12 protein-coding genes are annotated in these 12,882 nt (G+C 57.0%); 2 read left to right on the forward strand and 10 right to left on the reverse strand.

Annotated features, from left to right (window positions below):
- Nucleotides 1-5: 5 nt before the first annotated feature.
- From PuT2_RS02750 to PuT2_RS02765, 4 genes are all read right to left on the reverse strand, one after another.
- On the reverse strand, nucleotides 6-1,232 hold the full coding sequence (locus tag PuT2_RS02750) for an MdtA/MuxA family multidrug efflux RND transporter periplasmic adaptor subunit (protein WP_093969482.1): 1,227 nt from the start codon (nucleotides 1,230-1,232) through the stop codon (nucleotides 6-8).
- 154 nt (nucleotides 1,233-1,386) lie between these two features.
- Nucleotides 1,387-2,139 carry a cell division protein ZapD gene (zapD, locus tag PuT2_RS02755; RefSeq protein WP_093969483.1) on the reverse strand — a complete coding sequence of 251 codons (753 nt, stop codon included), beginning with the start codon at nucleotides 2,137-2,139 and terminating at the stop codon, nucleotides 1,387-1,389.
- 30 nt (nucleotides 2,140-2,169) lie between these two features.
- Entirely contained in the window at nucleotides 2,170-2,778 is a 609-nt protein-coding gene (gene coaE, locus PuT2_RS02760) for a dephospho-CoA kinase (RefSeq protein ID WP_093969484.1), read from the reverse strand.
- Between the two features lie 32 nt (nucleotides 2,779-2,810).
- A complete protein-coding gene (locus PuT2_RS02765) occupies nucleotides 2,811-3,593 on the reverse strand; it encodes an A24 family peptidase (RefSeq protein WP_158214001.1) in 783 nt (260 codons plus the stop codon).
- On the opposite strand from PuT2_RS02765, the gene PuT2_RS02770 reads away from it, so the two are divergent.
- Nucleotides 3,592-4,239 carry a copper resistance protein NlpE N-terminal domain-containing protein gene (locus PuT2_RS02770; protein WP_093969486.1) on the forward strand — a complete coding sequence of 216 codons (648 nt, stop codon included), beginning with the start codon at nucleotides 3,592-3,594 and terminating at the stop codon, nucleotides 4,237-4,239. The two genes, PuT2_RS02765 and PuT2_RS02770, sit on opposite strands and share 2 nt — an antisense overlap.
- 46 nt (nucleotides 4,240-4,285) lie before the next feature.
- On the opposite strand, the gene PuT2_RS02775 is transcribed toward PuT2_RS02770, so the two are convergent.
- From PuT2_RS02775 to PuT2_RS02790, 4 genes are all read right to left on the reverse strand, one after another.
- Nucleotides 4,286-4,522, reverse strand: coding sequence for a response regulator transcription factor (locus PuT2_RS02775; protein ID WP_093969487.1), 237 nt, complete (start codon nucleotides 4,520-4,522; stop codon nucleotides 4,286-4,288).
- Nucleotides 4,523-4,666: 144 nt separating this feature from the next.
- Nucleotides 4,667-5,512 carry a pantoate--beta-alanine ligase gene (gene panC, locus PuT2_RS02780; protein WP_093969488.1) on the reverse strand — a complete coding sequence of 282 codons (846 nt, stop codon included), beginning with the start codon at nucleotides 5,510-5,512 and terminating at the stop codon, nucleotides 4,667-4,669.
- A 23-nt stretch (nucleotides 5,513-5,535) separates the two neighbouring features.
- Nucleotides 5,536-6,414: a ScpA family protein gene (locus tag PuT2_RS02785; RefSeq protein ID WP_093969489.1), complete on the reverse strand. Its 879-nt coding sequence runs from the start codon at nucleotides 6,412-6,414 to the stop codon at nucleotides 5,536-5,538.
- Between the two features lie 5 nt (nucleotides 6,415-6,419).
- The gene (locus PuT2_RS02790) at nucleotides 6,420-6,608 is read right to left on the reverse strand and encodes a DUF3460 family protein (RefSeq protein WP_093969490.1); all 189 of its coding nucleotides are present in this window, start codon (nucleotides 6,606-6,608) and stop codon (nucleotides 6,420-6,422) included.
- Nucleotides 6,609-6,747: 139 nt separating this feature from the next.
- On the opposite strand from PuT2_RS02790, the gene PuT2_RS02795 reads away from it, so the two are divergent.
- Nucleotides 6,748-8,121 (forward strand): DHA2 family efflux MFS transporter permease subunit, encoded by a 1,374-nt coding sequence (locus PuT2_RS02795; protein ID WP_370318058.1) that lies wholly within the window; start codon nucleotides 6,748-6,750, stop codon nucleotides 8,119-8,121.
- Nucleotides 8,122-8,146: 25 nt separating this feature from the next.
- Here the strand turns inward: PuT2_RS02795 and PuT2_RS02800 are convergent, their stop codons facing one another.
- Both PuT2_RS02800 and metH read right to left on the reverse strand, forming a co-directional pair.
- Nucleotides 8,147-8,989 (reverse strand): helix-turn-helix transcriptional regulator, encoded by an 843-nt coding sequence (locus tag PuT2_RS02800; protein ID WP_093969492.1) that lies wholly within the window; start codon nucleotides 8,987-8,989, stop codon nucleotides 8,147-8,149.
- 3 nt (nucleotides 8,990-8,992) lie between these two features.
- Entirely contained in the window at nucleotides 8,993-12,772 is a 3,780-nt protein-coding gene (gene metH, locus PuT2_RS02805) for a methionine synthase (protein WP_093969493.1), read from the reverse strand.
- Nucleotides 12,773-12,882: the final 110 nt, after the last annotated feature.

The raw sequence follows: 12,882 nt of genomic DNA on the forward strand, positions 1-12,882 counted from the left end.
AGCCCTCAGGGTTCAATAACTTGAACACGCGTCCCGTTTCGCAAACGGTCAACGCCATCGGTAACCACCCGTTGGCCGGCCGTCACCCCTTCAACCACGGCAACCCGTCGCCCCTCTATCGTGCCCGTCACAATGGGCTGTACCGTTACGGTGTTGTCGTCGGCCACCAAATACACAAATGCGCCAGCTGACCCTTGCTGCACCGCCTGGGTCGGAACAATAACGGCGTCCGGCTGTGTACTCACACGCAAACGCACATTGACAAACTGGTTCGGAAACAGCGTTTCGTCCTGATTTTCGAATGTTGCTTTAAGCCTTACCGTGCCGGTTGCGATGTCAATCTGGTTATCTATTGAAGACAATTCGCCCGTGGCCAACAGGCGACGCTCTGCGCTATCAAACAAATCGACCACCAAAGGCTGACCTTGATTGAAACGTTCGAGCACCGCAGGCAACTGAGCCTGGGGCAACGAAAACACCACCGAAATGGGCTGGGTTTGGGTGATAACCACCAAACCCTCGGTGCTGCCGGCCGAAATGAGATTACCCTGATCAATTACTCGCAGGCCCAACCGGCCACTGATCGGGGCCGTAATTTGCGTGAATTCAAGCTGCAAGCGCGCGCTATCGACATTAGCCTGATCGGTTTTTTGAGCGCCCAAGTACTGCTGAACGAGCGCCTGCTGAGCTTCCAGTTGCTGACGCGCCAGCGAGTTCTGCCGAAACAGCTGCTCATAGCGCTTCAAGTCTTGGCGGGCATTGTTCAGCTGCGCCAGGTTTTGAGCCTGCTGCCCAAGCGCCTGATCAAGCTGTACCTGATATGGACGTGGGTCGATTTGCGCCAACAGGTCGCCGGCCTTTACTTTCTGACCATCGGTGAAGAATATTTTTTGCAGTTCGCCATCGACCCGGCTGCGCACCGTCACAGTATTGAACGCAGTCACCGTACCCAAAGCCGTGAATATGTTCTGTATTGGCCCTTGCTCGACAGTGGCCACCTTGACAGGCACCGCCATCGCCGCCATACCCGGCGGCCCGCCCGGGCGCCCACCGGCAGCCTGAGCGGGCCGCGAACCGACGGGCTGGCCCGGCGATTGGTTTGCGCCTTCGGAGCCCGGAGGCTGACCAGAACCACTCCACAAAAAATAGCCAAGCCCCAATGCGCCCAGTACCACCAGCGCCAGGAGCCCCTTGCGTAACCCATATCGATTTCTTGCTTGCGATTCGGACATGCACCGTCCCCGATTTTTATTGGAGTGAGAATGCTTGCAATTTTCGCCGATAAAAACGAAAACGCGCGACCCGACTGCCGCGTTCTGAAATCGAACGCAACAATTACGTGACAAAAGCTAGGAGAAACTCACGCGCGGGATGGCGACGCGGCGACTAGAAATTACAACGGGACAGTCGGAAGGGAACGCGTTGCGTGACAGAAATGGGCTTGAGCTCGTTATCTTGCATTGAGAAACGCACCCAGATAACGTATTTGTTTGCACTCATTTCGGGGAAGACGCCCAAAGCCGGGTCAACCCAAACGCGCAGCAGCTGAAACGTTTTGCCTGTCAGCATTTCTTGATACGCCCCTTGCGGCGCCTCGAGCTCGACCGGATTACCTGATTCGCGCAGCAGGCGCAAAATAAGCGCCAGACCGTTGTAAAGCGGCATGAAAGGATCGACCCATTGCTGCAGGTCGCTCATGCGGACCTGAGTCGGCTTAATTTGCCAGGCGTAATACGAGGGGATGTCGGCAGGCGAGGACCCTCCTGGTACAGTCAAACGGCCACGCAAGCTAGCCAACCATTCGTTGTCGCGCAAAACCTGGCCAATACGCCCTTGCGCTGCAAGTTCAGCACTTGCACGCTCGATGTCGGCCAGCATTTTGTCGACAGTTTCGACATCGACCCCGGGGTGCTGGCGCAAACCGCCCAACGCCGCCCGCTGCCGTTCAAGGTCTTGCAATACCGACCCACGCAAGTCGGTGCGTTCGCAAACCTCGAGGAGGTCGAACAAGGTGCTCATGGCCACTTGATGATGGTTGACGTCTTCCTGATTGGCGAAAAAAAACAAACGCCCGAACAAATGCTCGACCCTAAGCAAGGATCGAACGCGTTCGTTACAGGGATATTCGTACAAAATCACTGGACCAGCTACCTTATTGCTTTGTGTATTCTATGAATGAGCACCCAGTACACACCACTTTTCGTGCAACTGCCGTGCGCGGTGCTGCAATTGTTGCGGCGTGGTTTGGCCATCGTTAAGGACGACATCGTGGGCAACGGCCAAACGCGCCTCTCGGGTGGCTTGTGCCAACATAATACGCCTAATGGCCTCAGGCGTCAGCCCGCTACGCGCCTGAACCCGAGCGATCTGGGTTTCCGGGTCGCAATCAACCACGCAAACCCGGTCTACGCGACTAACCCAACGCTTCGACTCGACCAGCAGCGGCACAACGAAGACAAGATAACACCCCGAAGCCACCTCGGCCTGCGCTTGTGTAACTTGGGCTATCAACGGGTGAATAATCGCTTCCAGACGACCTCGTGCCTCGGCATCCTGAAACACAAGCTCACGCATTGCCGCACGATCGAGCGCCGCATCGGGGGTTAACACCCCGCTACCAAAAGCTGCGCGTATGGGTTCGATGGCCTGGCCGCCAGGCGCGGTAAGCTGGTGGGCAATGACATCGGTATCGATCACGGCAGCGCCCCACGCCTGAAACAAGTCAGCCACCCGAGTTTTGCCCGAGCCGATTCCACCGGTGAGTCCGATTTTAAGCATTTGATTGGCCTGTTTAAGTCACAGACCGCATTTTAGGGCGAGACCACCCATAAAAAAACCGCCCCGGCAGCTGACAGGCAAGGCCCGAACGGGAAAACGCCTGTAAACCCTGGCCGGCGGCTGAGGGCAAGCGCGGTAAACACACCCATCGAGCAAGCCAGCAACAACACCCAGGGCAAAGCCGCTAACCCAACCCAGGCCCCCAGTGCAGCAGCAAACTTGAAGTCGCCGCCGCCCATACCTTCTCGCCCCCTGAGCCAACGGTACAGCCAGAAGATTAAAAACAAAAAGACATAGCCCGCCATGGCACCGCCCAAGGCCTGCACAACCCCAACGCCATAGCCCAGCCACGACCAAACCAAACCCGCCCACATCAACGGTAACGTCAGTTCGTCGGGCAAAAAGCCGGTGTGCCAGTCGGTAAGTGCCAACACCCCCAGTACCAACAAAACAAGAACAAACACAAGCAGACCCGCCGGGCCATCAGACGCGCCCCGCGGGCTGACCGCCAGACCAAGCCCGACCAGCGCCCCGAAAAACGCCCAGGGTACAGCGCACGGCCAACGCCATCGCTCAGACAATTCGACCGAGTCGGCGAGCGCAAATGCCAGCACAACCCGGCGCGTGTACCGCAAACCTACGCCGTACACCACAAGGCCCGCCAGCAGGCCGCCTACCAGATATGACAGCCATAACCCACCCGGCAAGCCGGCAAGATGCGCTAACCATTCGAACTCGCCGCCCGGGGGATTACCGGCGTGCAGATAGTTGCGTAGAATAAGCGCTGAATCGAATTCTTGATGGAACATCAGCATGCCCGCCCTGAAGAAGCCCACTTTCCGTTTCGGCCTTTTAGCCGTCATTAGCGCCGTTGCCCTTGCCGGTTGCGCCAAGCAGCAATCCCCCGGTTACTACGAAACAGGACCCGAGTCGACACTGTCTGATGCGCAGTCGCAGGCCCAGGGGCGCAATGGCCAACGCGCGCCGTCGCAACTGCAGCTAGGCTTTGGCGACACTGCCGAAAAACCTACCGCGCAGCCAACCGAAAGCGCGCCGCGCGCTGCTGCGGCCAGCATCCGCCCCTTGCTTGAGCCAAAAACCTTTTTAGGCACAACACCTTGCCTACCCGAAGGTCAAGACTGCCCTGCCACGCGCATTACCCTAACCATGGCCCCCGACGGCGAGTGGCGCGCACGCACCGTGCAACTGGGCACAACCAACCCGGTAACCACCTTCGAGCAAGGCTGTTGGGTTGTTGTGGGCACCGCCCCTTGGCGTGTCTTACTCGAAACCGACACCAAAGCCACCAAAGCACGGCTTACCTTTCAAACCGACAACATCTTGCGTATAGATGCCATCAACGACCACCGCCCAACACTCGATTACCACCTGACGCGTCAGGCCGAAGTTGACGGCATCACCGAAATGAACGCCCGCCCCAAGCTGAACTGCCGACCCTGAACGTTCTGAGCATGCAGGCCTAAGGGGCGGCGCACGCCCTTGGGGGCTAATGCGGCTGGGATTCGTGCAACGACATCATGACCTGCCCAGCCAGCTCAACGGCGTTACGTACTTTCAGCTTCTGAAAAATACGCGCACGGTGGGCTTCTATGGTGCGTTGCGACACCCCCAGCTCTGAGGCAATCACTTTATTGGCCGTACCCCTGACGACATATTGCATGACGTCGCGTTCGCGCGGGGTAAGTACAGCCATAGCCTGGTCTTTGGTGTAGGTAAATGCCATATCCGGATGTCTCCTGTGTTGTTATGTCTGCCGATTGTTCCACGTAAAAGAACAGTTGTCTGCTGACAGATCTGACAGGGTAAAAACCGAGGCCCCGAAAAACGGGGCCTCGAATGACATCGGGAAACACACCAAACAAGCGGGTTAAAACACCTCGAGATTGTCGATCAGGCGCGTTGCCCCCAACTTGGCTGCTGACAACACGACTAACGGCTCTCGCGCCTTGATTTCTTCAGCCGATGGGGTGCCCAGATCACGCTGACGGCGCAGTGTGAGGTAATCAACGTCCCAGCCTCGAGCCGTCAACCGGCTTATAGCCGCCTGCGTCAGCTCGGCCGAATCGGTTGCGCCGGCCTGCAACTGATCTTGAATGGCACTCAGGCAAGCGTAAAGCTGCGGCGCTTCGGCCCGCTCTTCCGGCGACAGGTAACGATTGCGTGAAGACAATGCCAGGCCATCGGCATCACGCACTGTCTCGTGCGCCAGAATTTTTACGGGTAACTGAAACTGGCGGCACATATGACGAACCACCATAAGCTGCTGGTAATCTTTTTTGCCAAAAACGGCTACACGGGGCTGCACACACGAAAAAAGCTTGAGGACAACGGTACTGACGCCCGTAAAAAAGCCGGGCCTGAACTCGCCTTCGAGGATACCGCCCAGATCGGGGGGAGGCAGAATTTGATAGCTCTGAGGCTCGGGGTACATCTCTTTTTCGTGCGGCGCAAATAACACGTACACGTCGCGTTCGCGCTCGAGCTTTTCGATGTCGGCCTGAAGCGTACGCGGATAACGATCGAAGTCTTCGTTGGGTCCGAATTGAAGCCGATTGACAAAAATACTGGCGACAACAGGATCACCATGCTGACGTGCCAGCTTCATGAGCGACAGGTGGCCCTGATGCAAATTGCCCATAGTGGGCACAAACGACACGCGCAACTGCCCGCGCAGCTGGTCACGCAACTCTTCAATGGTATGAACGACTTTCAAATAGGTCTCCGTATGCGGGCGTATTAATCGACTGCGCGAATATACGCCAAACGCACGTAAATTGGGGCATAGGGCTCGGCCTGCGTAATTTCGAGCAGTGACTCTCGTGCAAGCTCGAGCATGGCCAGAAAATGCACGACAATCACCGGCACGCCCTGCCCGCTACGAACCGCCTCGTCAAACAGCTGAGTAAACTCGAGGAAGCGAACATCGGACAAACGGCGCAAAATTTTAGTCATGTGTTCTCGCACCGACAACTGTTCGCGCGTGATTTTATGATGCGCATTCAGGCTGGCGCGTTTCATGATGTCGGCCCAGGCCTGGCGCAGATCTTCAGGCGAAACATCAGGCAGCATGCGCTCGACCTGAATGTCCATGAAAGCACGCGCACGCTGAAAATCACGGCCCAACACCGGCAGCGCATTCAGTTTTTGCGCGGCAAGTTTCATTTGCTCGTATTCAAGCAAACGGCGCACGAGCTCAGCACGTGGGTCGTCGACCTCTTCACCGGTATCAGTTTTTTTAACCGGCAGCAACATCCGTGACTTGATCTCGATCAGCAACGCAGCCATTAGCAAGTACTCGCCTGCCAATTCGAGGTTATGCGAACGGATCTGCTCGACGTAAGACAAATACTGCTGCGTCACCTCGGCCATGGGGATGTCGAGGACATTAAAATTTTGCTTACGAATCAGGTAAAGCAGCAGATCGAGCGGCCCCTGAAACGTTTCGAGGAACACCTCGAGGGCGTCAGGCGGAATATAAAGGTCTTGCGGCAGCGCAAACAATGGCTCGCCATAAAGTCGCGCCAACGCCACGTGGTCGACAACGTCGGGCGTACTGTCGACACTAGGATCAACCAGCGCAGACAGATCGGGAGATGTTGCGCCCGGACCAGCCATCAGACTTATTTGGTCTGGTAAACGTAAGCCGACTGCACCACACGCCCAGCCTTGAACTGCTCTTGAAGCTCTGGGTCGATATGTTTGTCCCACAGGCGGGCGCGCCCCTCACGCTGACGCTGCTCGGTATCGGGGTGGGTTTGTTTGAACTGCTTGATGAACTGAGTAATTTCAGATTCGTAATTTTTGGCCATGACCTGGGCTCGCTAAAATAACAGACACGCAAAATTGCCTTCAACCCGCAAGTTTACTTCAGCCGGGTAAAGTTAGAATCTAGCCATGAGCAGCACACCATCTCCGCACCTATCAAATCGCGAACGCACGGCGATACGCATGATCCCGTTCATAGTCGGGTGCGCCTTGTTCATGCAAATGCTCGACGCCACCGTCGTGGCCACCGCCATTCCGGCCATGGCGGCAGCGCTTCAAACCACGCCGGTCAAAATGAACGTGGCCATCACCAGCTACTTACTGGCACTGGCTGTGTTTGTGCCCATCAGCGGATGGGCTGCCGAACGCTTCGGCGCCCGCAAAGTGTTCATTGTGGCCATCTTGCTGTTTTCTGCGGCGTCAGTGGCCTGCGCCCTGTCGCAAAGCCTGCCGCAATTGGTCGTCGCCCGGTTGTTTCAGGGGCTGGCCGGCGCCATGATGGTACCCGTCGGCAGGATCATCATGTTGCAACGCACGCCGAAAGAAGATCTGCTCAAGGCCATGTCATTCTTGGCCATGCCCGCGCTTTTAGGCCCGATCATCGGGCCGCCGTTAGGCGGCTTTCTGGTCACATATGCCTCGTGGCACTGGATCTTCCTGATCAATGTCCCTGTCGGCGCACTGGGCATTTATCTCATTCTTAAATATATCCGCCCCGACCTGCCAGCCCACACTCGCCCTCTGGACTGGTTAGGCTTTGCGCTTAGCGGTATTGCACTGGCCACGCTGGTATGGGGGTTTGAATCCATCGGAAACACCGACGCGACGCGCACGCACACCCTGGGGCTGCTCGCCACGGGCACGATCTGCGGCTTGTTTTACGTGTGGCATGCCCGCCATCACCCGCATCCTATCCTTGACCTTAGCCTGCTGCGTATCCCGTCGTTCGCCATTTCGGTACTGGGTGGAAACCTGTGCCGGTTCACGGTGGGTGCCACCCCGTTTTTGCTGGCTATTTTGCTGCAAGTCGCCTTCGACATGTCGGCCTTTGCCGCCGGTCTCATTTCATTTACAGGGGCCGCCGGCGCCTTGCTCATGAAGTTCATCGCAACGCGCGTCATAGAAACTTTTGGGTACAAAAACGTGCTGACCATCAACGCGTTGATTTCCGGCGCCTTCACCGCGGCATGCGCTCTATTCGAGGCCACAACGCCTTTTTGGATCATGGTGACCATTCTGGCCGTGGGTGGCGTATTTAGGTCGCTGCAATTTACGGCGGTGAACACTCTCACCTACGCACAGCTTACGTCGGCACAAATGAGCAAAGCCAGCACATTTGCGGCCATGGCTCAACAGTTAGGGATCAGCCTGGGGGTGGGTTGTGCCGCGCTGATCATGAATGTCAGCATGAACGCCCGAGGCGCCACAACGCTAGCACAAGACGACGTGGCCTGGGCATTTGCGGCCATCGGCGCAATGACTGCGCTGTCGTTCTTTTCGTTTATACGTCTGCCCGCCAATGCCGCAGAACAGCTTCACCAGAAGAAAAGACCATAAGCGGCAAGAAATAACGGTAAGCGCTTTACCGGCCGCCTGGCGTGGGCTCGTCTTCCAACAGCATTACCAGTTTGCAATCGGGGCGGACCGCCAAATTGAACGTCACCTGGCGATAAAACACCTTGCCCAGGTCAGGATGATGAAAGCCGCGCCGCCCGCCCTCGCGCTCCACCACGGTTTGCCGCGTCCACCAGTGTGCAAACGTTGGGCTTGCCTCTAGCAAGGCGTCTATCAGGCGGCTAATCTGCGGCGCTTCTGTATGCGCCACGGTGTCAGCCCGAAACTCGGCCACAACCCGTCGCGCCCGCGTTTCCCAATCAACGACCAAATCGAGCGCTGCCGGGTCAAGAAAGATGTAGCGCAACAGATTGGGAGAGGCCTCGCCGCCAGGCCAACCACCAAAGAGCCGTTCAAGCGGCACATTGCGAGCCAACACATTCCAGGCCCTGTCGATAATATAAGCGGGCACAACAATGCTATCGACGCACGCTTGCAAGCCCTCCGGCAACTCTTCAGGGGTCTCTTTACCGTGATCGGGGTCGGCACACTCGGCCAGCTCGAACAAATAATGGCGCTCAGCCCGCGTCATGTGCAATACATCGGCCAAACGCGCCCATACCTGAGCCGACACCGAAACATCGCGCCCCTGTTCGATCCAGGTATACCAAGTAATGCTGATACCCGCCAGCTGCGCTACTTCTTCGCGACGTAACCCCGGCGTGCGTCGACGGATGCCCGCCGGCAACCCTACGCTTGAGGGCGTTACCCGGGCGCGAACACTGCGCAGGAATTCGCCCAACGCACGGCGCCGGGCTTGTCCGGGTGGATGATCGGACGCCGCTGCCGAAGACCGGGATTCGGCGTCCATGATTTACTTCAACCCAAGAATACTGGACAAGGTGCGACGCACATCGTCCTCCGGGCGACCACTACGCTGAACATAGTCAGCCAACTGATCGGCGCCAATATTGCCTACGTTGAAGTACTGTGACTGCGGGTGACTGAAGTAAAAGCCCGACACGCTGGAGGCCGGATACATGGCATAACTGTCGGTCAGCTGCATCTGAATGTCGTCAGCATCGAGCACACGGAACATCTCTTTTTTGACGATATGTTCGGGACAAGCGGGGTAGCCAGGCGCAGGACGAATTCCCTGATACTTCTCGGCAATCATGGCCTCGTTATCAAGGGCTTCGGCAGGTACATAACCCCATAAATCGGTGCGAACCCGGGCGTGCAGGCACTCGGCAAAAGCCTCGGCGAAACGGTCGGCCAAAGCCTTAAGCATAATGACCGAATAGTCATCATTTTGCCTTTCGAATTCGGCTTCCCATTTTTCGATGCCCAGCCCTCCGGTGACTGCAAACATACCGATGTAATCAGCTACTCCAGACGATTTGGGTGCGATGAAGTCAGCCAGGCATTTGTTGTCGACACCTTCGCGCTTGACGCCTTGCTGGCGTACATTGCGCCAGGTAAACAACACCTCGCTGCGGCTTTCGTCGGTGTAAATTTCGATATCGTCATCGTTGACCGTATTGGCCGGGTAAAAAGCCACGACGCCATTGGCCGTCAGCCAACGGCCGTCGATAATTTTACGCAGCATGGCCTGCCCTTCGGCAAAGACCTTCTGGGCCTGCTCGCCCACCACTTTGTCTTGCAAAATGCCCGGGTACTGCCCAAACAAGCTCCAGGTCTGGAAGAACGGTGTCCAGTCGATGTAACGGGCCAGCTCGGCCAAATCGTAATTTTTGAACGTGCGCCGGCCAATAAATTTGGGGCGTGGCGGCGTATACGCTGCCCAGTCGATCACCGGCTTGTTGGCCCTGGCCTGCTCAATGCTGACCATTGGCGTCTCTTTGCGGTTGGCATGACGCTCGCGAACTTGGTCGTACTCTTTGGCCAGGTCATCAAGATAGACTTGGCTTTGATCCGACATCAGGTTGGTGGCGACGCCTACCGACCGACTGGCATCAGGCACATAAATAACCGGCCCGCTGTAATTGGGCGCAATTTTTACGGCCGTGTGCACCCGACTAGTGGTGGCCCCGCCCACCAGCAAAGGCATTTTGCGGCTACGGAAGTAGTCGTCACGCTCCATTTCAGAAGCCACATAGGCCATTTCTTCAAGACTGGGTGTAATCAAGCCCGACAGGCCGACCATGTCAGCATTCTCTTCTTTGGCTTTAGCCAGAATTTCAGCGCAAGGCACCATCACGCCCATGTTCACAACTTCGAAGTTGTTGCACTGGAGCACGACTGTCACGATGTTTTTGCCGATATCGTGGACATCGCCCTTGACCGTGGCCATGACAATTTTGCCCTTGGCTCGCACATCGCCGCCGGCGGCCGCAATCTGGCGCTTTTCTTCTTCAATGAAAGGCACGAGGTGCGCTACGGCCTGCTTCATGACTCGGGCGGATTTAACCACCTGCGGCAAGAACATTTTCCCCGCACCGAACAGGTCGCCCACCACATTCATGCCGTCCATCAAAGGCCCTTCGATGACCTGAATGGGTCGACCGCCTTGATCGGCAATTTTCTGGCGGACCTCTTCGGTGTCTTCAACGATGAACGTTGTAATACCGTGCACCAGCGCATGAGCAAGCCTTTGCTCAACCGGGTTCTGACGCCACGTCAGGTCTTCTTCTTTTTTGGTACCCGAGCCTTTAACAGTCTCGGCATATTCGACCAGACGTTCGGTCGGCGTACGGGTGTCGGCCTCATCAACCTTGCCCAGCGGCGTCTGGCGGTCGAGCACGACGTCCTCGATCAGGTCGAGCAAACGCTTGTCGATATCTTGATAAACACCAAGCTGCCCGGCATTGACGATCCCCATCGTCATGCCCTCTTGGATGGCGTAATACAGGAAAACGGTATGGATGGCTTCACGAACCGCCTCGTTGCCCCGGAAAGAGAAGCTGACGTTGGACACGCCACCCGACACACGCGCGTGAGGCAAATTCTGGGTAATCCAACGCGTACCTTCGATAAAGTCGACCGCGTAGTGGTTATGCTCTTCGATGCCGGTGGCAATAGCAAAAACGTTGGGGTCAAAAATAATGTCTTCGGGCGGGAAACCGACCTCTTCGACCAGCAATTTATACGCCAGTCCGCAAATATCGATACGGCGCTGGAGTGTGTCGGCCTGACCTTTTTCGTCGAAAGCCATGACGACCGCCGCTGCACCATACTTGCGGCACAGACGGGCATGCGCCAAGAAGGCCTCAACGCCTTCTTTCATGGAAATGGAGTTAACCACCGCCTTGCCCTGCACACACTTCAGGCCAGCCTCGATGACTTCCCATTTCGAGCTGTCGATCATGATGGGCACGCGTGAGATATCGGGCTCGGACGCCACCATATTCAGGAACCGGCTCATGCACGAGACCGAGTCGAGCATGGCCTCGTCCATGTTGATATCGATGATTTGCGCACCGTTCTCGACCTGCTGGCGTGCTACAGCCAGCGCTTCGTCGTACTTTTCTTCGCGAATCAGCCGCAAGAACATTTTGCTGCCGGTCACGTTGGTGCGCTCGCCCACGTTGATGAAAAGCGAGTTTTCGTCGAAATTTAGCGCTTCGAGGCCGGACAACCGCGTCTTAACGGGTATTTCGGGCACCTGCCGAATGGGCAGGTCTTTAACGCGCTCGGCGATGGCGCGAACGTGCTCAGGCGTCGTCCCACAACAACCGCCCACCATGTTGACCAAGCCTGCCGTTGCGAACTCACGCAACAACGACGAGGTGTCTTCGGGGGTTTCATCGAATCCGGTCTCGGCCATGGGGTTGGGCAAGCCGGCATTGGGGTAAACGCAAACGTAGGTGTCGCAAATCTTCGACAGTTCGGCCACGTAGGGGCGCATGAGCGCCGCACCCAACGCACAGTTCAAGCCAATGGTGACCGGACGGGCGTGACGGACGGAGTTCCAGAAGGCCTCGACGGTTTGGCCGGACAAAATACGACCGGATGCATCGGTCACGGTGCCCGAAATCATGACGGGCAAGCGCACGCCGCGCGCCTCGAACACGCTTTCAACGGCAAAAATTGCCGCTTTGGCATTGAGCGTGTCGAAAATAGTTTCGATCAGGACGATGTCAATCCCGCCGTCGAGGAGACCCTCGAGCTGTTCGGTGTAGGCCACACGCAGCTCGTCAAATGTGACATTGCGCGCCGCCGGGTCGTTGACATCGGGCGAAATCGAGGCGGTTTTAGGCTGAGGCCCCAAGGCGCCAGCCACAAAACGGGGCTTGTCGGGCGTGCTGAATTCGTCGCAGGCTTGACGTGCCAGCCGCGCCGACTCAAGATTCAGCTCGTAAGCCAGGCCGGGCAAGCCATAGTCGCCCTGCGCAACTGACGTGGCGCCAAAAGTATTGGTCTCAATGACATCAGAACCCGCCTCAAGGTATTGGCGATGAATATCAAGAATGATGTCGGGCCGCACCAGTGACAACAGTTCGTTATTACCCTTGACGTCGCTGGGATGATCGGCAAAGCGCTCGCCCCGGAAGTCTTGTTCCGACAGCTTGTATCGCTGGATCATTGTCCCCATGGCGCCATCGAGGACCAGAATGCGGGACGCGAGCAAACGAACGAACTCGGCACCATGAGTGTAAGACGACAAAGGGTAGGGCAGCTTGGGATAGGACACGCGTCAAGACCTGTTGAAAAAAAAGACAATTTTGTCCCTTATTGTAGCTTCATGACCCGCGACCCACAGCACGAAAGCAGCGCTGACTCTACAATAAGGCCATTCGAAGG

It is taken from the genome of Pusillimonas sp. T2 (assembly GCF_002236805.1).
Taxonomy (GTDB): Bacteria; Pseudomonadota; Gammaproteobacteria; order Burkholderiales; family Burkholderiaceae_B; genus Neopusillimonas.

Coding starts and splice junctions, on each gene's coding strand:
- PuT2_RS02750 (WP_093969482.1), bottom strand. CDS start 1,232: ATGTCCGAATCGCAAGCAAGAAATCGATATGGGTTACGCAAGGGGCTC.
- coaE (WP_093969484.1), bottom strand. CDS start 2,778: ATGCTTAAAATCGGACTCACCGGTGGAATCGGCTCGGGCAAAACTCGG.
- PuT2_RS02770 (WP_093969486.1), top strand. CDS start 3,592: ATGCCCGCCCTGAAGAAGCCCACTTTCCGTTTCGGCCTTTTAGCCGTC.
- PuT2_RS02765 (WP_158214001.1), bottom strand. CDS start 3,593: ATGCTGATGTTCCATCAAGAATTCGATTCAGCGCTTATTCTACGCAAC.
- PuT2_RS02775 (WP_093969487.1), bottom strand. CDS start 4,522: ATGGCATTTACCTACACCAAAGACCAGGCTATGGCTGTACTTACCCCG.
- PuT2_RS02785 (WP_093969489.1), bottom strand. CDS start 6,414: ATGGCTGGTCCGGGCGCAACATCTCCCGATCTGTCTGCGCTGGTTGAT.
- PuT2_RS02790 (WP_093969490.1), bottom strand. CDS start 6,608: ATGGCCAAAAATTACGAATCTGAAATTACTCAGTTCATCAAGCAGTTC.
- PuT2_RS02795 (WP_370318058.1), top strand. CDS start 6,748: ATGATCCCGTTCATAGTCGGGTGCGCCTTGTTCATGCAAATGCTCGAC.
- PuT2_RS02800 (WP_093969492.1), bottom strand. CDS start 8,989: ATGGACGCCGAATCCCGGTCTTCGGCAGCGGCGTCCGATCATCCACCC.